Origin of the sequence: Pseudonocardia sp. ICBG1293 (genome assembly GCF_020131355.1) — a bacterium.
Taxonomy (GTDB): Bacteria; Actinomycetota; Actinomycetes; order Mycobacteriales; family Pseudonocardiaceae; genus Pseudonocardia.
Genome location: NZ_JAHLEL010000038.1, coordinates 868,335 through 887,838, shown reverse-complemented (window position 1 = coordinate 887,838; position 19,504 = coordinate 868,335). Strand labels below are relative to the sequence as shown.

Annotated in this window: 19 protein-coding genes; 6 read left to right on the top strand and 13 right to left on the bottom strand. The window is 73.7% G+C overall.

Going from position 1 to position 19,504, the window contains the following annotated elements; all coding sequences use genetic code 11:
• Positions 1–5 precede the first annotated feature (5 nt).
• The 4 genes from KPF47_RS17885 to gatC form a co-directional block, all read right to left on the bottom strand.
• A complete protein-coding gene (locus tag KPF47_RS17885; RefSeq protein ID WP_224389872.1) occupies positions 6–1,169 on the bottom strand; it encodes an ROK family transcriptional regulator in 1,164 nt (387 codons plus the stop codon).
• A gap of 67 nt (positions 1,170–1,236) precedes the next feature.
• Positions 1,237–2,742 (bottom strand): Asp-tRNA(Asn)/Glu-tRNA(Gln) amidotransferase subunit GatB, encoded by a 1,506-nt coding sequence (gene gatB, locus KPF47_RS17880; protein ID WP_224389871.1) that lies wholly within the window; start codon positions 2,740–2,742, stop codon positions 1,237–1,239.
• Positions 2,739–4,238: an Asp-tRNA(Asn)/Glu-tRNA(Gln) amidotransferase subunit GatA gene (gene gatA, locus KPF47_RS17875; RefSeq protein WP_224389870.1), complete on the bottom strand. Its 1,500-nt coding sequence runs from the start codon at positions 4,236–4,238 to the stop codon at positions 2,739–2,741. The genes gatB and gatA overlap by 4 nt, the downstream gene beginning before the upstream one ends.
• Positions 4,235–4,564: an Asp-tRNA(Asn)/Glu-tRNA(Gln) amidotransferase subunit GatC gene (gatC, locus tag KPF47_RS17870; RefSeq protein ID WP_224389869.1), complete on the bottom strand. Its 330-nt coding sequence runs from the start codon at positions 4,562–4,564 to the stop codon at positions 4,235–4,237. The genes gatA and gatC overlap by 4 nt, the downstream gene beginning before the upstream one ends.
• Before the next feature lie 337 nt (positions 4,565–4,901).
• On the opposite strand from gatC, the gene KPF47_RS17865 reads away from it, so the two are divergent.
• The gene (locus KPF47_RS17865) at positions 4,902–5,558 is read left to right on the top strand and encodes an amino acid-binding protein (RefSeq protein WP_224389868.1); all 657 of its coding nucleotides are present in this window, start codon (positions 4,902–4,904) and stop codon (positions 5,556–5,558) included.
• A gap of 287 nt (positions 5,559–5,845) precedes the next feature.
• Here KPF47_RS17865 and KPF47_RS17860 read toward each other — a convergent pair whose 3' ends face one another.
• Together KPF47_RS17860 and ligA are read right to left on the bottom strand one after the other, a co-directional pair.
• Positions 5,846–6,565 (bottom strand): 3-keto-5-aminohexanoate cleavage protein, encoded by a 720-nt coding sequence (locus tag KPF47_RS17860; protein WP_224389867.1) that lies wholly within the window; start codon positions 6,563–6,565, stop codon positions 5,846–5,848.
• 201 nt (positions 6,566–6,766) lie between these two features.
• The gene (gene ligA, locus KPF47_RS17855; protein WP_224389866.1) at positions 6,767–9,265 is read right to left on the bottom strand and encodes an NAD-dependent DNA ligase LigA; all 2,499 of its coding nucleotides are present in this window, start codon (positions 9,263–9,265) and stop codon (positions 6,767–6,769) included.
• A gap of 98 nt (positions 9,266–9,363) precedes the next feature.
• Here ligA and KPF47_RS17850 point away from each other — a divergent pair, with 98 nt between their 5' ends.
• The 4 genes from KPF47_RS17850 to KPF47_RS17835 are packed head-to-tail and all read left to right on the top strand — an operon-like array spanning position 9,364 to position 12,664.
• Positions 9,364–9,747 carry an ankyrin repeat domain-containing protein gene (locus KPF47_RS17850; protein WP_224389865.1) on the top strand — a complete coding sequence of 128 codons (384 nt, stop codon included), beginning with the start codon at positions 9,364–9,366 and terminating at the stop codon, positions 9,745–9,747.
• A gap of 3 nt (positions 9,748–9,750) precedes the next feature.
• Positions 9,751–10,149, top strand: a complete 399-nt coding sequence (locus KPF47_RS17845) for a VOC family protein (RefSeq protein WP_224389864.1) — start codon at positions 9,751–9,753, stop codon at positions 10,147–10,149.
• 9 nt (positions 10,150–10,158) lie between these two features.
• Entirely contained in the window at positions 10,159–11,805 is a 1,647-nt protein-coding gene (locus KPF47_RS17840; protein ID WP_224389863.1) for a peptide chain release factor 3, read from the top strand.
• Positions 11,762–12,664, top strand: coding sequence for a DMT family transporter (locus KPF47_RS17835; protein WP_308015418.1), 903 nt, complete (start codon positions 11,762–11,764; stop codon positions 12,662–12,664). Before KPF47_RS17840 ends, KPF47_RS17835 begins: the two co-directional genes overlap by 44 nt.
• 37 nt (positions 12,665–12,701) lie before the next feature.
• On the opposite strand, the gene KPF47_RS17830 is transcribed toward KPF47_RS17835, so the two are convergent.
• The 5 genes from KPF47_RS17830 to KPF47_RS17810 all read right to left on the bottom strand — a co-directional run bounded on the left by KPF47_RS17830 (position 12,702) and on the right by KPF47_RS17810 (position 16,203).
• Positions 12,702–13,097 (bottom strand): VOC family protein, encoded by a 396-nt coding sequence (locus KPF47_RS17830; protein ID WP_224389862.1) that lies wholly within the window; start codon positions 13,095–13,097, stop codon positions 12,702–12,704.
• Positions 13,098–13,365: 268 nt separating this feature from the next.
• Complete coding sequence (locus KPF47_RS17825; protein ID WP_224389861.1) at positions 13,366–14,025, bottom strand: SDR family oxidoreductase; 660 nt, start codon at positions 14,023–14,025, stop codon at positions 13,366–13,368.
• Entirely contained in the window at positions 14,025–15,080 is a 1,056-nt protein-coding gene (locus KPF47_RS17820) for a catalase family protein (RefSeq protein WP_224389860.1), read from the bottom strand. Before KPF47_RS17820 ends, KPF47_RS17825 begins: the two co-directional genes overlap by 1 nt.
• Positions 15,081–15,099: 19 nt before the next feature.
• A complete protein-coding gene (locus KPF47_RS17815) occupies positions 15,100–15,801 on the bottom strand; it encodes an SDR family NAD(P)-dependent oxidoreductase (RefSeq protein WP_224389859.1) in 702 nt (233 codons plus the stop codon).
• A gap of 66 nt (positions 15,802–15,867) precedes the next feature.
• Complete coding sequence (locus tag KPF47_RS17810; protein WP_224389858.1) at positions 15,868–16,203, bottom strand: hypothetical protein; 336 nt, start codon at positions 16,201–16,203, stop codon at positions 15,868–15,870.
• 175 nt (positions 16,204–16,378) lie between these two features.
• Between KPF47_RS17810 and KPF47_RS17805 the strand changes: the two genes are divergently transcribed.
• Positions 16,379–17,158, top strand: coding sequence for an isocitrate lyase/phosphoenolpyruvate mutase family protein (locus tag KPF47_RS17805; RefSeq protein WP_224389857.1), 780 nt, complete (start codon positions 16,379–16,381; stop codon positions 17,156–17,158).
• Positions 17,159–17,204: 46 nt separating this feature from the next.
• On the opposite strand, the gene KPF47_RS17800 is transcribed toward KPF47_RS17805, so the two are convergent.
• Both KPF47_RS17800 and KPF47_RS17795 read right to left on the bottom strand, forming a co-directional pair.
• Complete coding sequence (locus KPF47_RS17800) at positions 17,205–18,857, bottom strand: GMC family oxidoreductase (RefSeq protein ID WP_208822583.1); 1,653 nt, start codon at positions 18,855–18,857, stop codon at positions 17,205–17,207.
• A gap of 10 nt (positions 18,858–18,867) precedes the next feature.
• Complete coding sequence (locus tag KPF47_RS17795; protein ID WP_224389856.1) at positions 18,868–19,497, bottom strand: gluconate 2-dehydrogenase subunit 3 family protein; 630 nt, start codon at positions 19,495–19,497, stop codon at positions 18,868–18,870.
• Between the last annotated feature and the right edge of the window lie 7 nt (positions 19,498–19,504).

Below are 19,504 nucleotides of genomic sequence, written 5' to 3'. Positions count from 1 at the left end.
CGGCCTCAGCGGATCAGCAGCGTCGCCGGGCGCGCGGAGAACGCGTGCTCCAGGACCAGACAGGCGGCGCCGACGACCGCGGCGTCGTCGCCCAGGGCGCTGCCCCGCACGTCGACCTCGTGCACCTGCCGGGCCTCGGTGGTGGCCGTGACGACGTCGCGCACGATCGGCAGGAACACCGGTGCGGTCCGCGACCACGCCGGTCCGCCGAGGACGACGGCCCCGACGTCCAGCACGTTGCACAGGGTCACCGCGGCCCGCGCGATCCGCCCGGCGCTGCGGGCGAGGATGCCGTGCGCGACCGGGTCGGCGGCGGCCCGCGCGCACAGGGTGCTGAAAGCGGCGTCCACCCGGCGGTCCGTGGCGTCGTGCGGCAGCGGGTCGAGCACCCCGGCCGCGGCCGCCTCGGTCACCAGGGTGCGGGGCATCCCCGAAGGGCCGACGCAGCCGGGCTGACCGCAGTGGCACGGCGGCCCGTCCGGGGCCACGGCGAGGTGTCCGATCTCGCCGGCGTTGTCGGTGCTGCCCGGCAGCAGCTCACCGCCCACCACGAACCCGGCCCCGAGCCCGGTGTCCAGGTAGAGGAAGACGAAATCGGCCGGGTCGGGGTCGTGCCACAGCTCGCCGACGGCGGCCGCGGCGGTGTCCTTGTGCATCACCACCGGCAGTCCCGTGGCCTCGCGGACCAGGGCGCGCAGGGCGACCCGGTCCCAGCCGGGCAGCAGCGGCGCGCCGACGACGACGCCCGCGCCGGTGTCCACCGGGCCGGGCGTCGCGACGCCCACCCCCAGCACCCGGTCCGGCGGCACTCCGGCCGTCACCTCGGCCACGGCGGCCGCGACCGCGGCGACCAGCTCGTCCGGGGTCGTCGCCGACGCGGCGACGGTGCGGCGGGCGGCCACGACAGCCGCGGTGAGGTCGACCAGGACGACCGCGGTCACCGTGGGGTCGACGTGCACCCCGACGGCATAGCTGCCGGCCGGGTCCAGCCGCAGCGAAGCGGGCGGGCGGCCGCGGCCCTGCGCGGCGACCGGCTCCCGCTCCTGCACCAGTCCACGGTCGACCAGCCTGCGGACGATGTTGGTGATCGACTGCGCGGACAGCCCGGTGGACGTGGACAGCTCGGCCCGGGACAGGTCGTGCCGGGCGCGCCGCAGCGCGTCCAGCACGACCGCCTGGTTGAAGTCGCCGATCCGGGGCAGGTTCGCGCCCCGACGGGCCCGTGCCCCGGTCAGGTCAGGCCCCGACCCGCTCGACGATCAGCTCGCGCACCCGCTTGGCGTCGGCCTGGCCCTTCGTCGCCTTCATGACCGCACCGACGATCGCACCGGCCGCGGCCACCTTGCCCCCGCGGATCTTCTCCGCGACGTCGGGCTGCTCGGCGAGCGCCGCGTCGACGGCGGCGATCAGCGCGCCCTCGTCGGAGACGACCTTCAGCCCGCGGGAGGCGACGACCTCGTCCGGGCCGCCCTCGCCGTCGAGCACGCCGTCGACGACCTGGCGGGCCAGCTTGTTGGTCAGCTCACCGGCCGCGACCAGCTCGATCACCCGGGCGACCTGCTCCGGGGTGATCGGCAGCTCGGCGAGCTCCTGCTCACGGGTGTTGGCCTGCTGGGCGAGGTAGGACACCCACCAGGAGCGGGCCTCCTGCGACGGCGCGCCCGCCGCGACGGTGGCCTCGACCAGCTCCAGCGCGCCGCCGTTGACCAGGTCGCGGATCTCCTCGTCGGAGATGCCCCACTCGGTCTGGATGCGCCTGCGGCGCTCCCACGGCAGCTCGGGCAGCGTGCCGCGCAGCTCCTCCACCCACTCGGCGGACGGGGCGATCGGGACCAGGTCGGGCTCCGGGAAGTACCGGTAGTCCTCCGAGGTCTCCTTGCGCCGCCCGGCACGGGTGTGGCCGGTCGCCTCGTCGAAGTGCCGGGTCTCCTGGACGATCTCTCCGCCCGCGTCGAGCACGCCGGCCTGCCGGCTCATCTCGTGCCGCACCGCACGCTCGACCGACCGCAGCGAGTTGACGTTCTTCGTCTCGGTGCGGGTACCCAGCGGGCCGCCCCTGGGCGAGAGCGACAGGTTGACGTCGGCGCGCATCGAGCCCTGGTCCATCCGGACGTCGGAGACGCCGAGGGACTGGATCAGGTCGCGCAGCGCGGTGACGTAGGCGCGGGCCACCTCCGGCGCGCGGGCGCCGGTGTCCGGGATCATCTTCGTGACGATCTCGATCAGCGGCACGCCCGCCCGGTTGTAGTCGAGCAGCGAGTGGTCGGCACCGTGGATGCGGCCGTCGGCCCCGCCGACGTGCAGCGACTTGCCGGTGTCCTCCTCCATGTGCGCGCGCTCGATGCCGATCCGGACGACCTCGCCGTCGTCGAGGGTCAGGTCCAGGAACCCGTCGACGGCGATCGGCTCGTCGTACTGGCTGGTCTGGAAGTTCTTCGGCATGTCCGGGTAGAAGTAGTTCTTCCGGGCGAAGCGGCCCCACGGCGCGATCGAGCAGTTCAGCGCCAGGCCGATCCGGATCGCCGACTCCACCGCGGCCCGGTTGACCACCGGCAGCGCACCGGGCAGGCCGAGGCAGACCGGGCACACCTGGGTGTTCGGCTCGGCGCCGAACGCGGTCGGGCAGCCGCAGAACATCTTGGTGTTCGTCGACAGCTCGACGTGCACCTCGATGCCCAGGACGGGGTCGAAGCGGGCGACGACGTCGTCGAACTCCACGAGCTCGGGTTCGGTGGTGGTCACCGGGTCACCTCCGGAACGCGCGCGATCAGCGGACCGCCCTCGTCGGCGTCGCGGGCGGCTTCGAACGCCGCCCCGACGCGGTACATGACGGCCTCGCCGAGCGCCGGGGCCATGATCTGCAGGCCGGTCGGGAACCCCTCGGAGATCCCGTTGGGCACCGACATGCCGGCCACCCCGGCCAGGTTCGTCGGGATGGTCGCCAGGTCGTTGAGGTACATGGCCAGCGGGTCGTCGATCTTGTCCCCGATCGGGAACGGCACGGTCGGCGCGGTCGGCGACACGAGCACGTCGGCCTGGGCGAACGCCGCGTCGAAGTCCCGGCTGATCAGCGTGCGGACCTTCTGGGCCTGGCCGTAGTAGGCGTCGTAGTACCCACTGGACAGGGCGTAGGTGCCGAGCATGATCCGGCGCTTGACCTCGGGGCCGAAGCCCTGCTCACGGGTGTGGGCCATGACCTCCTCGGCGGAGCGGCCCTCGGCGGCACGCAGGCCGTAACGCATGGCGTCGAACCGGGCGAGGTTCGACGACACCTCGCTCGGCAGGATCAGGTAGTAGGCGGCCATGCCGTACTCGAAGTGCGGGCAGCCGACCTCGACGATCTCGGCGCCCAGCTTCTCCAGCCGGCGCAGCGACGCGTCGAACGCCGAGCGCACGCCGGGCTGGTAGCCCTCGCCGCTCAGCTCGCGCACCACGCCGACCTTCAGCCCGGACAGGTCGCCGGTCGCGCCGTGGCGCGCGGCCTCGACGACGGCCGGGACCGGCCGGTCGATCGAGGTCGAGTCGCGCGGGTCGTGGCCACCGATGACCTCGTGCAGCAGCGCCGCGTCGAGCACGGTGCGCGCGCACGGCCCACCCTGGTCCAGCGACGACGCGCACGCGACCAGCCCGTACCGGGAGACCTGCCCGTAGGTGGGCTTGACGCCGACGGTGCCGGTGAACGCGGCCGGCTGGCGGATCGAGCCGCCGGTGTCGGTACCGATCGCCAGGGGCGCCTCGAACGCGGCGAGCGCGGCCGCCGACCCGCCGCCGGAGCCGCCGGGGACCCGGGTGGTGTCCCACGGGTTGCGGGTGACGCCGTACGCGGAGTGCTCGGTGGACGAGCCCATCGCGAACTCGTCCATGTTGGTCTTGCCGAGGATCGTGATCCCGGCCGCGCGCAGGCGCGCGGTGACCGTCGCGTCGTAGGGCGGCTGCCAGCCCTCCAGGATCCGGGAGCCGCACGTGGTGGGCATGTCGGAGGTGGTGAACACGTCCTTGAGCGCCAGCGGCACCCCGGCCAGCGGGGAGTCCGGGGGCTCCCCCGCCGCGATCCGCTCGTCGACCAGCGCGGCGCTCGCGAGCGCCGCCTCGGCGCCGACGTGCAGGAAGGCGTGGACCTCGCCGTCGACGGCGGTGATCCGGTCCAGGTGCGCCTGTGCTGCCTCGACGGCGGAGACCTCGCGGGAGTGGATCTTCTCCGCGAGCTCGGCCGCGGTGAGACGGATCAGCTCGCTCACTGCTCCTCCCCCAGGATGCGCGGGACGCGGAAGCGCCCGTCCTCGGCGGCCGGGGCGCCGGCGAGCGCCTGCTCCTGGCTCAGGCCGGGGCGGCGCTCGTCCGGACGGAAGACGTTCTCCAGCGGGACGGCGTGCGAGGTCGGCGGGATGTCGTCGGCGGCGACCTCCCCGACCCGGGCCACCGACCCGATGATGACGTCGAGCTGGGACGCGAAGGTGTCCAGCTCGGAGTCGGTGACGGCCAGGCGGGCCAGCCGGGCGAGGTGTGCGACCTCGTCCCGGGTGATGACCCCGCCCGTCCGCTCCTCCGCGGAATCGGCGGTCATGCCCCTCCTCTGGGATGGTGTCCGGTGATGACGACGGCGGGTGGACGGCCGCGGCGGTGCCGGTGGCGACGGCGACGACGGTGTGACCGCCGGTCCGGCTGCCGACACGACCCGGTCGCTCCCGCGCGCGCCGGTCTCCCGCCGAGTCTATTCCCGCCGGTCCACCGGCCGATCGCCCCCCGGTGACCGGACGCCCACGCCCCGCTGCGGGTGGCGGGTGACCGACGGGGCCGCGGGTGGCAGGATCATCGTTCCCGCCCGGAACGCCCCCACCGCTCCGGTGCGGTGCACACGTGTGCCGACGAGGCGCCCGAGGTCGAGGGAGAGGATCCACCCCGTGTCGTTCCTGCTCCGGGTCGTGCTCCCGGACAAGCCCGGCAACCTGGGCGCCGTCGCCTCCGCCCTCGGCGGGGCGGGGGCGGACATCCTGAGCGTCGACGTCGTGGAACGCGGCGACGGGCAGGCGGTCGACGACATCGCCGTGGAGCTGCCGACCAACCGGCCACCGGACGTGCTCATCACCGCCGCCGAGTCGGTGCCCGGGGTGTCGGTGGAGTCGGTCCGGCCGCACACCGGCCAGCTGGACACCCACCGTGAGCTGGAGCTGCTCGACGAGATCGCCGGTGACCACGCCCACGGGCTCGACCTGCTCGCCGCCGAGGTGCCGCGGCTGTTCCGCGCGGGCTGGGCACTGGTCGCGGTCAGCGAGCACGGCCGCTCCTACCGCATCGCGGAGAGTTCCGCGGCGCCCGAGACGCGGTCCGGGGACCTCCCCTGGCTGCCGCTGGACCGGGCGATCGCCCTCGACGACCGGCACTGGGTGCCCGAGCCGTGGCGGGCCATGGACACCGAGCTGGCCGCCGCCCCGTTCGGGACCGGCGCACCGCCGAAGACGCTGGTGGTGGGCCGCCCGGGTGGACCGGTCTTCCGACCCTCGGAGCTGGCCCGGCTCGCACACCTGTCCGGGATCGTCGCGACCGTCCTGAAGGCCTGACCCGCCCGCTCTCCCTTGCCCTCCTCCCCGCCCGGCCCGCGCCCACCGGCGCCACCGATCGCACGGGGCCGCCGATCGCACGGGGCCGCCGATCGCACGAGCGGACCCCTCGTACGAACCTATGGGCCGAACGACCCGCTCGTGCGATCGTGGAGGTGCGGCGCCGTGCGCCGCGGCATGACACGGCGTGACCCGGCGAGGCCACCGGCGCGGTGCACCCCGGCCGACGGGCGCCGACGCGGCACGGGCCCGGTCGACGGACCGGGCGCGCGGCGGGTGGGGCCGGGTCAGACGCGAATGGACAGCGCGGTGCGGACGAGGTCGTCGTTGCCGGTCGCGAGCCAGCCGTCGGGGCGCACGAGAACGTCCTCGAAGCCTATCCGGGTGTCGATGTTGACCCGGGTCGCGTACTCCAGGACCGGCCAGGCGCCCTCCTCCTCGCCGTGCAGCAGCACCGGGACGGGGGGCTGGCCGAGCGCGCGCAGGATCCGGATGCCCTCGGCGACGGCGGTCTCCGGGTCGATGACCGTGGACTCCGCGATGACCCGACGGGTGCCGGGCGGCAGCCCGTTCTGGCGGAGGGTGACCGCGTCGCCGCTGGTCCAGACGCCGAGCTCGACGGCGATGCCGACCGACCACGCGGCGTGGCAGACCTCGGTCCACCCGAGCTCGTGCACGTTGACGCCGCACACGTCGGGCTTGCCGGAACCGAGCCGGCCCCAGGACAGGACGGTCTCGACGCGGTCCTTCGGGTCCGGTTGGATCCAGCGCCCGGTCGGGACGCCGATCTCGATGCCCGGGGCCTCCTGGCGGATCAGCGAGACGACGTCGCCGACGACGGCGGGCTCGATCGACTCCACACCGTTGCCGTCGCGCGGGTGCACGTGCACCGAGGCGACGCCGAGCCGGGCGACGGCACGTGCGTCGCGGGCCAGGTGGCGGGCCAGCGTGGGCAGTGCGGGATGCGCGTCCGCCGGTCGAGACCCGTTGAGCGCCGCCTGCAGCACCTGTTCCCCGCTTCCTCGTGAGCCCTCGCCGGCAGACCCGGCTGTCGCGACCGAGAGTAGGCGGTCACGCCCGCGGGTCCGCGACGGGGCGTGGGCGCGGCGGGGCGACGTCGCCGTCCGGCGGCCGGGCCGCGCCAGGTGGGGACACGCCCGGTGAGCGGTCGGTGACGCACGGCGTGCCGCGGAGCGGCCGTCGCGCCGTCACCCTCCGGCGGCCTGTTCCCGCGCGGCGTCGGGGCCGCGGTCGAGCAGCACCCGGAACCCGGCCTCGTCGAGCACCGGCACCCCGAGCTCGACGGCCTTGTCGTACTTCGAGCCCGGCGCCTCGCCCGCGACGACGAACGCCGTCTTCTTCGAGACCGAGCCGGCCGCGCGCCCGCCGCGGGCCATGATCGCCTCCTTGGCCTCGTCCCGGGACCAGCTCTCCATCGACCCGGTGATGACGATGGAGAGCCCCTCCAGGAAGCGGGGCAGCGAGTCGTCGACCTCGTCCTCCATCGCGACGCCGGCCGCCCGCCACTTCTGCACGACCTCGCGGTGCCAGTCGACGGAGAACCAGTCCCGGACGGCGGCCGCGATCGTCGGGCCGACGCCGTCCACGCCCGCGATGGGGGCGAGCGCCTCGGCGACGGCCTTCGCCCGGGCGCGGGCAGCGGCGCGTTCCTTCTTGGCGGCCTCCGCGGCGAGCGTCTCGGCGTCGCTCCCGGCAGCGCCCTCGGCGTCGCTCCCGACGCCGCCCTCGGCACCGCCCGGGGCATTCCCGGCCGCAGCACCGTCCGCGCCGGCGCCCTCCGCCGCGTCGCGCGCGTCAGCGCCGGTTGCGGCGCTCCCGGCCGGGCCGCCCCCGACCTCCGCGGCGGCGGTCTCCACGTCGCCCTTCGCCTCGGCGGCGGCCCCCTCGGTGGTGAGCGCGTCCCCCTCGGCCGCGGCGGTGTCGTCCTCCCCCGCGGTGCCGTCGGACACGATCGCGACGCCCGCGGCCTCGGTGTCCTCCTTCGCCCGGGCAGCGGCGCGTTCCAGCGCCTGCATCGAGACGAACTCCCGGGCCAGCGCCTGCGCCGCCGTCGGCCCGACGTGCCGGATCGAGAGCCCGACCAGCACCCGCCACAGCGGCCGGTCCTTCGCCGCCTCCAGGTTCGCCAGCAGTTTCCGCCCGTTCGCCGACAGCGCGCCCGCCTTGGTGCGGAACAGTTCGGTGCGCAGCAGGTCGTCCTCGGTGAGGGAGAAGACGTCGCCCTCGTCGGTGATGACCCCGGAGGTGAGCAGCGCGACGGCCGCCTCGTAGCCCAGCCCCTCGATGTCGAACGCGCCGCGACCGGCGACGTGGAACAGCCGCTCCCGCAGCTGCGCCGGGCAGGAGCGGGCGTTCGGGCAGCGCCGGTCGACGTCGCCCGCCTTCTGCTGCACGAGCGCGGTGCCGCACTCGGGGCAGTGCGTCGGCATCACGAACTCGTACTCGGAGCCGTCACGGACGTCGGTGACCGGGCCCAGCACCTCGGGGATGACGTCGCCGGCCTTGCGGATGACCACCCGGTCGCCGATGAGCACGCCCTTGCGGCGCACCTCGTCGGCGTTGTGCAGGGTCGCCATCTCGACCGTGGACCCGGCGACCTTCACCGGCTCCATCACCGCGAACGGGGTGACCCGGCCGGTGCGCCCGACGTTGACCCGGATGTCGAGCAGCCGCGTGGTGGCCTGCTCGGGCGGGTACTTGTAGGCGATCGCCCAGCGCGGGAACCGGGAGGTCGCCCCGAGCCTGCGCTGCAGCGCCACCTCGTCGACCTTCACCACCACGCCGTCGATCTCGTGCTCGACGTCGTGCCGGTGCTCGCCCCAGTACTCGACGAACTCGATGACGCGCCCGATGCCCTGCAGCACCGTGGTGCGCGGGGAGATCGGCAGGCCCCAGGCGACCAGCGCGTCGTAGGCGTGGGACTGGGTCTCGGGGGTGAAGCCCTCCCGCTTCCCCAGGCCATGGCAGATCAACCGCAGGTTGCGCGACCCGGTGACCCGCGGGTCCTTCTGGCGCAACGACCCGGCCGCGGTGTTGCGCGGATTGGCGAACGGTTCCTTGCCCGCCTCCACCAGCGAGGCGTTGAGCCGCTCGAAGTCCTCCAGGCGGAAGTAGACCTCCCCGCGGACCTCGACCAGGGCGGGCACCGGGAACTCCTCGGTGCCCGTCAGCTGCTCGGGGACCTCGGCCAGGGTCCGCATGTTGAGCGTGATGTCCTCGCCGGTGCGCCCGTCGCCGCGGGTCAGGGCACGAGTGAGCCGGCCGTTCTCGTAGAGCAGGTTCACCGCGAGGCCGTCGATCTTGAGCTCGCACAGGTAGTGCAGGTCCTCGCCGACCTCCTTCGTCACCCGCTCCTGCCAGGTGCGCAGGTCGTCGGGCGAGAAGGCGTTGTCCAGCGACAGCATCCGCTCGAGGTGGTCGTAGGCGGTGAAGTCGGTGGAGAAGGTCCCGCCGACGCGCTGGCTCGGCGAGTCGGGCGTGACGAGCTCCGGGTGCGCCTCCTCCAGCGCGAGCAGCTCGTGCCACAGCTCGTCGAACTGGCCGTCGGACACGACCGGCGCGTCCAGCACGTAGTACCGGAACTGGTGGTCGGCGACCTCGGCCGCCAGCTGCGCGTGGCGCTCGCGGGCCTGCGGGGCGTCGGACTGGGAACTCACGACGCGCAGGTTAGCGGCGACCCCCGACACCCACCCGTCGTCGAGGGCTCGCGGACGGGTGGCGGGCCGGATCCGGCCGTGCGGCACCGGTCCGGCGGGGTGGCCGCCTGCCCCCTACCGTGGCGGGGGTGGACCAGGCGGCCGTGGAACTCGCACACCGGATGTTCGACCTGGCCCGGGAGGGCGCGGCCGAGCAGCTGGCCGCCTACCTCGACGCGGGCGTCCCGGTCGGGCTGACCGATCCCAAGGGCGACACCCTGCTCATCCTGGCCGCCTACTACGGCCACGACGCCGTCGTCGCCGACCTGCTGGCCCGCGGCGCACCGCCGGACCACACCAACGACCGCGGCCAGACCGCGCTGGCCGCAGCGCTGTTCGCGCGCTCCGCGGTGTCGGTGACGGCGCTGCTCGAGGCAGGCGCCGACCCGCACCACGGCACCCCGTCGGCCTGGGAGACGGTCGAGCACTTCGACCTGGCCGATATGCGGGCGCTGCTGGAAGCCGGGACCTGAGCCGTGCTGCGACTCGGGTTCCCGGTCGTCGGCGTCGTCGATCTCGACCGGGCCGCCGCGTTCTGGGCGGCGGCGCTGCACCTGCAGATCTCCGACGAGTGGGCGGGCCCGTCGTGGCGCACCCTGGCCGGTCCCGGCGGCGACCGGGTGCTCGGCCTGATGCGCAGCGCCTCCCCGCCCGAGCCTCGGCCGCGACTGCACCTGGACCTGCTGGTCGACACCACGGACGAGCAGGACACCGAGGTCGCGCGGCTGCTGTCGCTGGGCGCGACCCGGCCGGACTGGGACGGGTACCCCGCCGAGCCCGACTTCGTCGTCCTCGCCGACCCCGACGGCAACGTCTTCTGTGTGGCCGACCTGAGCCGGGCGCCGTCGTCGGGGGGTGCCGGCGGCGACGCCTAGAATAGGGGCGTGAGCACCACCGAGAGCGCGGCCCAGAGGGAGACGACCCCGTCGTCCGCAACCGCCGGCGACACCCGCGTCGTCGGCGAGACCGCGCGCCGGCGCACCTTCGCCGTGATCTCCCACCCCGACGCGGGCAAGTCCACGCTCACCGAGGCCCTCGCGCTGCACGCCGAGGTCATCGACTCCGCCGGGGCCGTGCACGGCAAGTCCGGGCGCAAGGGCGTCACGTCGGACTGGATGGAGATGGAGCGCGCCCGCGGCATCTCGGTGTCCTCGGCGGTCCTGCAGTTCGCCTACCGCGACTGCGTGATCAACCTGCTCGACACCCCCGGCCACGGCGACTTCTCCGAGGACACCTACCGGGTGCTCACCGCCGTCGACGCCGCGGTCATGCTGCTCGACGCGGCCAAGGGGCTCGAGCCGCAGACGCTCAAGCTCTTCGACGTCTGCCGCTCGCGCGGGGTCCCGATCGTCACCTTCGTCAACAAGTGGGACCGGCCCGGCCGCGAGGCCCTGGAGCTGCTGGACGAGGTGGAGCAGACCATCGGCCTGCGCCCGATGCCGCTGACCTGGCCGCTCGGCATCGCCGGGCAGTTCAAGGGGCTCATCGAGCGCGCCACCGGCGAGTACACCGCGTTCACCCGGGCCGCGGGCGGCGCGACCAAGGCGACCGCACAGGTCGTCGACGCCGCGACGATCGCCGCCCAGGAGCCGGAGTACTGGCAGAACGCCCAGGACGAGCTGGGCCTGCTCGACGAGATCGGTGCCGGTTTCGACGAGGCGGGCTTCCGTTCCGGCACGGCCACCCCGGTGCTGTTCGGGTCGGCGCTGTCGAACATCGGCGTCGCCCGGCTGCTGGACTCGCTGGTCGACCTGGCCCCGCCACCCGCTCCCCGCCCCGACGTGAAGGGCGAGGAGCGCCCGCTGGAGGCGCCCACCTCCGGGCTGATCTTCAAGGTCCAGGCGGGCATGGACAAGGCGCACCGCGACCGGATGGCGTTCCTGCGGATCTGCTCGGGCCGGTTCGAGCGCGGCATGGTGCTCACCCACTCGACGACCGGGAAGCCGTTCGCCACCAAGTACGCCCAGTCGGTGTTCGGCGCCGAGCGCAGGACCGTCGAGGAGGCGTTCCCCGGCGACATCGTCGGTCTGGTGAACGCCACCGCGCTGCGCCCCGGGGACACCCTCTACGCCGCCGACCCGGTCGAGTTCCCGTCGATCCCGGCGTTCGCCCCCGAGCACTTCGCGGTGATCCGCGCGAAGGACGCGGGCAAGTACAAGCAGTTCCGCAAGGGGATCGAGCAGCTCGGCAACGAGGCGGTCATCCAGATCCTGCGCTCGGACCTGCGCGGGGACCAGGCACCGGTCCTGGCCGCGGTCGGTCCGCTGCAGTTCGACGTCGTCACCACCCGGCTGGAGACCGAGTTCAACGCCCCGGTCACCCTCGACCGGCTGCCGTACCAGATCGCGCGTCTGGTCGACGCCGAGGCGGTCGAGAAGCTGGCAGGACAGTCCGAGTGCGAGGTGCTGCGCCGCGACTCCGACGGCGAGCACCTCGCGTTGTTCACCAACAAGTGGCGGATGGACATCATCCAGCGCAAGTTCCCCGATATGCGCTTCGAGGCCATGCCCGCCGGGTCGTCGGTCTCCTGATCCGCTGAACACCGTCCTGGCGGTCGCGGCCGCGCTGGTCTCGGCGCTGCTGTTCGCCCTGGCCGCGGTCGCCCAGCAGAGCTCCGCGGCGGCGGTGCCGCACGACCGCGGGGTGGCGCTGCTGCTCCGCCTGGTCCGCGACCCGCGCTGGCTGGCCGGGGCGCTCGGCGACACCGCGGCGTTCGGGATGCAGGCCGTCGCGCTCGGGTTCGGGTCGCTGCTGCTCGTGCAGCCGATCATCGTGACCCAGCTGGTGTTCGCGCTGCCGCTGGCGGCGCGGTGGGCCGGGCGGCGGCCGTCGCGCACCGAGCTGAGCTGGGCCGCGGTGCTGGTGGTGGCACTGGTGCTGTTCGTGACGGTGGGCGAGCCGACGGCGGGCGTCGACCGGGCGGGGCTCGTGCAGTGGGCGCCGACGGGCTCGGTGCTGCTGGCGCTGTTCGCCGGCTGCCTGCTCGCGGCCCGCACCGCGACCGGGACGCCGCGCGCGCTGTTGCTCGCCGCCGCGACCGGCATCGCCTACGGCGTGGTCGCGGCGCTGACCCTCGGCGTGGTGGACACCCTGTCCGACGGACCGGTCGCGCTGCTGACCTCGTGGGAGACGTGGGTGCTGGTGGTCGCCGTCGTCGGCGGGACGCTGCTGCAGCAGTCCGCGTTCCAGGCCGGGGCGCTGGGGGCGTCGCTGCCCGCGGTGGTCGTCGGGGCGCCGCTGGTCGCGGCCGTGGTGGGGGTGACGGTGCTCGACGAGCGGCTCGCCACCGGCGGGCCGGTCCTGGTGCTCGTCGGCGCGCTCGTGGTGGTGCTGGTCGTGGCGACGGTCGCGCTGGCCCGGGCGTCGGCGCGGACGTCCGCCCGGGCCTGACCGCACCCGGGTGCCACGCGGGTGCGGTCGGGCGTGGTCAGGACGCGAGGACGAAGAACTCCAGCGCGTTGCCGTCGGGGTCCTTGAAGGACAGGGCGAGGCCGTAGTCGGCCTCCACGATCCCGTCGTGGGCGATGCCGACCGAGTCGAGGTGGTCCCGCCACTGCTCGATCGCGGACCGGTCCGCGACACCGAACCCGACATGGTCCATGCCCGGGCGGGCCGGGGCGAACGTGTCGCCGGTGTCGACCGTGTCGTGCCGGGTCAGGCCGAGCAGCTGGCCCGACGGGAGCGCAAACACGCGGCGGTGGAACGGGCCGTCGGACAGCGTCATCGCCGGCTCGGCGCCGATCAGCTTCGTGTACCAGGGCTCGCTGGTGTCGAGGTCGGTGACCGACAGGGCGAGGTGGTGGATGGCGGGGAACTCGGGCACGGGACGACCTCCGGATCGCATGACGGGACCTGCATGTCGGGGTTCCCGGTACGTCCGACGATCACTCGTGCACGAGCGATCGGCACCGGGATGCAGCTCGGAGGTCCCGCGGGGCACCCCGGAACCCCCTGCGCTGCATCTCGGCGACCACCCCGCCGACGTCGGGTACCCCGCACCCGGGGCGCAGCGCGGCGGGATGCGCCGGGCGCCCGGGGCCGCAGCCCGGCGACCCCGCGGGGCGGCCGGGTCAGCCCGCGGGGCGGCCGGGTCAGCCCGCGGCGTCGGCCGGGTCGCCGAACCGGGTGTCGAGCGGCCAGGCCCCGGCCGGCAGGCGGTGCAGCCGGGCGTAGTGCTCGGCGATGTCGTCGGGGTCGTAGGCGGTGCCCGGCGCGACCGGCCCGCACACGGTGACCGTCGCCGACCGGACACCGCGCGGGCCGAACTCGGCGTCGAGCAGCGCGGCGAGGGCGCGCAGCCCGGCCTTGCCCAGCGACAGGCTGGCCAGCTGCGGCAACGGGTCGGGCATGCCGGCCGTCATCAGGTAGCTGCCGCCGTCACCGTCGGCCATCGCAGGCAGCAGCGCCGCGGCGGTCGTGACCGCGCCGCCGACGTTCACCGCCCAGGTGTCGAGCAGCGTCGCCGCATCGAGCCCGGTGACGGTGTCGGCGCGGATCACCCCGGCGTTGTAGACGACGACCTCGGGCACCCCGAGCCGCTCGACGAGCTCGTCGAGCGCGGCGCGCAGGGCGGGCTCGTCGGCGACGTCGGCGGTGGCACCGGCCGACCCGTCGGCGAGGTCGCCGAGCAACCTGTCCACAGTGGATGACGAGCGGGCGAGCACCCCGACGGCGTGGCCCGCGGAGGCGAAGCGGTGGGCGACGGAGCGGCCGATGCCCGGCCCCGCGCCGACGACGAACACGGCGGCCATCAGTCGGGCAGTTCCGAGGCCGACCGCATCTCGGTCACGGTGACCGCGTTCATGTCCCCGCGCTGCGCGCCGAGCTCCTGGTAGGCACGGCGACGGAGCCGGTTCACCGATCCCAGCGGACGGTGCGCGGCGAGCCCGTGCCACGGCCGGAACGCGAGCCGGTCGTCGGCGAACACGCGGCGCTGCGGCGAGTAGGCGTGCTGCGGCGGGAACGTCAGCGTCGCGACGGTGACGTAGGGCGACAGGTCCTGCGGCCAGTCGACCGCGGCGTCCTCCACCGGCATGGCGTCGGCGTCGGTGCGCAGCTGCACCCGGACGTCGAACACGGTGTCGCGGGTGGAGGTCCACTCCTCGATCAGGCTCTGCAGCACCCCGCGCGAGTCGTCGTCCCCGATCTCGCGGGAGGCCAGCGCCTGCTGCTCCGGGGTCCCCGGGTAGAGGCCGGTCTTGGCGACGTAGTCGCCGTGCCGGAACACGCCCTGGGTGTAGTACGCGTGGGCCAGCGGGTGGATGTTGGCGAGCCTGCCGAAGGCGCCCAGCTCGTGCGCGTCGGGCCGCTGCGAGACCTCGTCGTCGATCTTCTTCGGTTCCGAGAAGTGCCGCTCGCGGATCTCGGTGATCTCCATGAACTTCTTCGCCGTGCCCGGCGGCAGCACCGGAAGCGTGTTGAACAGCAGATCGTGCACCCGGTGCCCCGGGTCCGACGGGTGCAGGGTCTCGCCCTCGACTTCGAACACCTTGAGCGCGAGACCCCGCGCGTTGGGGGCGCGGTCGTCGTCGAGCTGGCCGGTCTCGGTGGCGATCCGGGCGACGACGTCGTGCGACCCGGGCGCCGCGAACAGGCCCTGGGCCAGTTCGACCGACAGGTTGCGGTGCACCCGCAGGGTCCCGCGGAGCACGCCGTGGCTCTTGGCGTGCGTCGCGCGGTACCCGTGCCGGTGCAGGTCGAAGGTCATCGCGTTGGTGCGGAGCAGCGAGTCGATGCAGCGCCGGATGTGCTCGTCCTCCTCCGGCTGGAGCTGCTCGACGGAGTCCGTGTACGGGATCGGTTGCACACGACCGGGTACCCGGGGATCAGGTCGCCCATCCCCCGGAGAGCGGCACGATCTGTCCGGCCATGAAATCGCTGGCCCCCGACGCCAGCGCGAGCGCCAGCTCCGCGGCCTCGCGGCCCTCCCCCAGCCTCCCGGCCGGGATCTGGGCCTCGAACGAGCCGCGCACCTCGTCGTCGTCGAGCATCGCGTCGGTGTAGTACATGTTGTTGCGGATGTGGGCCGGTCCCAGCCCGTTGACCTGCACATTGAACGGCGCCGCCTCGGCCCCGACGACCTGCAGGAACCCGTTCTGCGCGCCGCGGGCGGCGGAGTAGACCGCCAGCCCGGGGATCGCCCGCACCGGGGTCGCGCTCGTCGCCGCGACGATCTTGCCGGACCGGCGCCCCCACATCGCGGGCAGCGCGGCGCGCACGACGCGGATCAGGGGCCACACCAGCTCGTCGAGGTAGTCCTGGAACTCGGCGTCGGTGAACTCCCCGATGTCGCCGATCATGTTCGTGACCGGCATGCGGGAGTGCGGGCCGGCGAAGTTCGCGACGAGCACGTCGATCTCGCCGGCGTCGGCGACGATCTGCGCGGCGACCTCCGGTCCGGTCGCGGGGTCGGTGGTGTCGGCGACGACGTCCGCGCCCTCGGCGCGGAACAGCTCGACCACCGGCGGGCCGAGATAGCGGTCGGCGTGGGTGACGAGCACCCGTGTGCCCTGCAGACGTCCGGTCATGATCGGATCGTCCCGTTGCCGACCCCGTGTCGCATCTTCTGCGGGCAACGGACGCGGACCGGCCGGTCAGGGCACCTGGCAGACCGTGGCGCCACAGGCCGGTGCGGGCTCGGCCTCGTCCCCGGTGGGCCCCGGGCCGGACCCGGCGACCGCGAGGATCACGAACGCGGCCAGCCAGATCAGCCCGCCGGCCAGCCCGGCCACCGACAGTCCCGCGGCGGAGATCGAGGTGCGACACCGGGCCGGGCAGGCACGGACCGCACCCAGCGTGCCGAGGACCAGACCACCGACGGCCAGCACCACTCCGGCCGAGACGAGCGCCAGACCGGCGACGGCCGGCGGCGACACCGCGGACAGCGCGATCGCGACGGCGACGAAGATCGATCCCAGTGCTCCCAGCACGAACGCCGACGTGCCGAGGCCGCCCCGCGGGTGGGACGGGTGTCGGACATCGGACCGGTCGCGGAGCACGACACCAGGATCGGGGTCGGAGAGCCCGCACCGCTGTCGGGAGGGCGACAGATCCCCAGTTCTGGGTACGCCAGCGGGCTCCCGGCAACCGTCCTACGGTGATCACATGACCTCCACCGCCGAGAAGGCCACGAAGCTGCAGGAGCTGCACGCCGCGTCCGAGCTGCTGCTCGTCGTCAACGTCTGGGACGCGATCACCGCGAAGGTCGTCGCCGAGACCCCGGGCACGAAGGCCCTGGCCACCGCCAGCCACGGCATCGCCGCCTCCCGCGGCTACGAGGACGGCGAGAACATCCCGCGTGACCTGATGATCGCCGAGGTCGGGCTGATCGCGAAGGTGGCGGGCGACCTGCCGGTCAGCGCCGACCTCGAAGCCGGCTACGGCGACCCGGGCGGCACCGTCGCCCGCGCGATCGACGTCGGCATCGTGGGCGCGAACCTGGAGGACCAGGTCAAGCCGCTCGCCGACGCCGTCAAGGCGGTCGAGGCGGCCGTCGCCGCGGCCGAGTCCGCGGGCGTGGACTTCGTGCTGAACGCCCGCACCGACGCGTTCCTCAAGGCGGGCGACAAGGACCCCGAGGCCGTGCTGGCCGACGCGATCGAGCGCGGGAAGGCCTACCTCGACGCCGGCGCGTCGAACTTCTTCGTGCCCGGCAAGCTCGACGAGACCCAGGTCGGGCGGCTGGTCGAGGCGCTCGGGGAGCGCAAGGTCAACCTGATCGGCATCCCCGGGTCGATCCCGCTGAAGCGTGCGCAGGAGCTGGGCGTCGCCCGCGTCTCCTACGGCCCGTGGAGCCAGAACGTCGCGCTGACCGCGCTGGAGGACCTCGCCACCGACGTCTACGCCGGCGGCGGCCTGCCCGAGGGCACCCGGAAGCTGAACTGAGCGGCGACCGGGCCGGCGCCACGCTGCGCCGGCCCGGTCCCCGGTCTCACATGTCCGGCGCGTCCGCGTTGGACGGCGTCGTCGTCTGCGCGACGAGGGCGTCCCAGTTGCGCAGGATGTACTCCCCCGTGCGCTGGGACAGCGCGCCGATGGTGCTGGTCGGGTTGACCGCCGCACCCGTGGTGAGCGTGCTGCCGTCGCAGACGAACAGGTTCGGCACGTCCCAGGTCTGGCACCACTTGTTGAGCACCGAGTCGCCGGGGTTGTTGCCCATCCGGCAGGTGCCCATGAGGTGCCAGGCCGGCGGCGGGTAGAGCACGCCGGTGTCGTTGGTCTCGACCGCCCCGACCGCCCGCGTGGCCTCGAAGATCTTGTCGATCCCGTACTTCGCGAGCGCGATGTCGTTGGCGTGCAGCTCGTAGTTCACGTGCGCGGCCGGCAGGCCCGAGCTGTCGGTCACGTCGTGGTTCAGCGTCACCGTGTTCGTCTCCACCGGCAGGTCCTCGCCGAACATGAAGACCATCAGGTGGTTGGCGAAGTGCCCGTCGAAGAACTCGCGATGCCTGTCCCCCCACGGCGCGGTGTAGCCGGTGTGCGTGCCCATCGCGGCGTAGGCCGGCCCGAAGCTGCGCGCCACCTGCATCCCGAATCCGTTGACGAATCCCCTGCTCACGTCGGTGTGGTAGAATTCGTGGCTGTACAGGGGCGCGCCGAAGCTGCCCTTGTAGCCCTCGATCGGTTCGTCGAACCACGAGTCGCAGAACGCGAACACGTGGTGCATCAGGTACTTGCCGACGATCCCGTTGGAGTTCGCCAGCCCGTCCGGGTGCCCCTTCTGCGCGCTCTGCAGCAGCAGCCGCGGCGACCCGATGCCGTTGGCCGCGAGGACGACGATCTTCGCCCGCACCTCGTGCCGGTCACCGGTGGTGCGGTCGATGTAGGTCGCGCCGGTCGCCTTGCCGTTCGCGGCGTTGATCTGCTCGACCCGGGCCATCGTGCGCAGGTCGGCGCCGTGCCGGATCGCGTAGGGCCAATGCGCGTTGGCCGGGGTCGACAGCGACCCGGTGGGGCTGCCCGACAGCTCGTTACCCATCGCCTGGTCGGCCTGCCGATTCTCCCGGTCCCGGGTGATGATCGCGTTGTCCGACGGCCACCAGTGCCACCCCAGGTCGCGCGAGGCCTTCGCGTACTTGAGCCCGAGCTTGCCCGGCAGCACCTCCGGGTCCCGCACGGCCTGCTTGCGGTCCGGATAGGACGGGTCGCCGATCCGGCCGGAGATGCCGTAGATCTCGTCGTTCTCGTCGTAGAACGGGGCCAGGTCCTCGTAGCTGATGGGCCAGTCGATCGTGCCCTCGAGCCCGTGCTCGGTGCCCTTGCGGAAGTCGACGGGCTTGTAGCGCGGCCAGTGGCCGGCGTAGTGCATCGTCGAGCCACCGACGTTGTTCATCATGTACGGCGTCGTGACCCCGGTGACCGGGTAGTCCTCGGGCAACTGGCGCACGTTGGGGTCGTAGGCCCAGCCGCGCTGCTTCTCCAGCTCCCACTCGTCGTGGTAGTGCGGGTGCTCCTGGGGCGTGACCCACGGGCCCTGCTCCAGGCACACCACCTTCACACCGGCCTTGGCCAGCTTCAGCGCGATCCCGGCCCCGCCCGGGCCGGCACCGATGATCAGGACGTCGGTCTCCTCGTAGGCAGCCATGACGTACTCCTCACTTGGTCCAGGACAGCTGGGACAGGTCGACGCGCACGACGTCGTCGGTCTCGAGGTAGGAGCCGTTCTCCTGGGCCTGGGTCAGCAGGTCCTCGTCCCACGGCTCGGTGGTCTGCAGGTAGCCGTAGGGCAGCGGCGGACCGTGGTAGTCGCGCCCGGCGGGCAGGTTGCGGTTGATCGCCAGCGTCACCACGGGCCGGGAGTAGTAGCCGTAGTAGACGAGCGCGCGCAGCTGCTCGAACAGCGGGTCCTCGGCCTTCTCCAGCGCGGCGACCGCCTCGGTGCGGGCAGCGACGTCACCGTCCACGAAGGAGAGCCCGAGCCGGTCGAGGCCGGCCTTGACGTCGTCCTCCTCGGCGAACGGGAAGTGCTTGTTCCGGTAGCCCGACGGCGTGACGTAGCGGCCGACGAAGGTCACCAGGTCGACCTCGCTCGCGGTGGGCCAGCGCGGGTCCGGCGGGATGAGGGTGTCGGCGACGGCGTTCAGCACGGCCGCCTGCTCGTCGCTGAACCGGACCGGGTGCAGCAGGCCGCCGATCCGGGGCCGCCCGGCCTCGAAGAAGCCGCCGGCCTCACCCGGGTTCGCGGTCTCCGCGGGTGCTCCGAAGGGAGCGGGTGCGTCGTTCATCGGATGC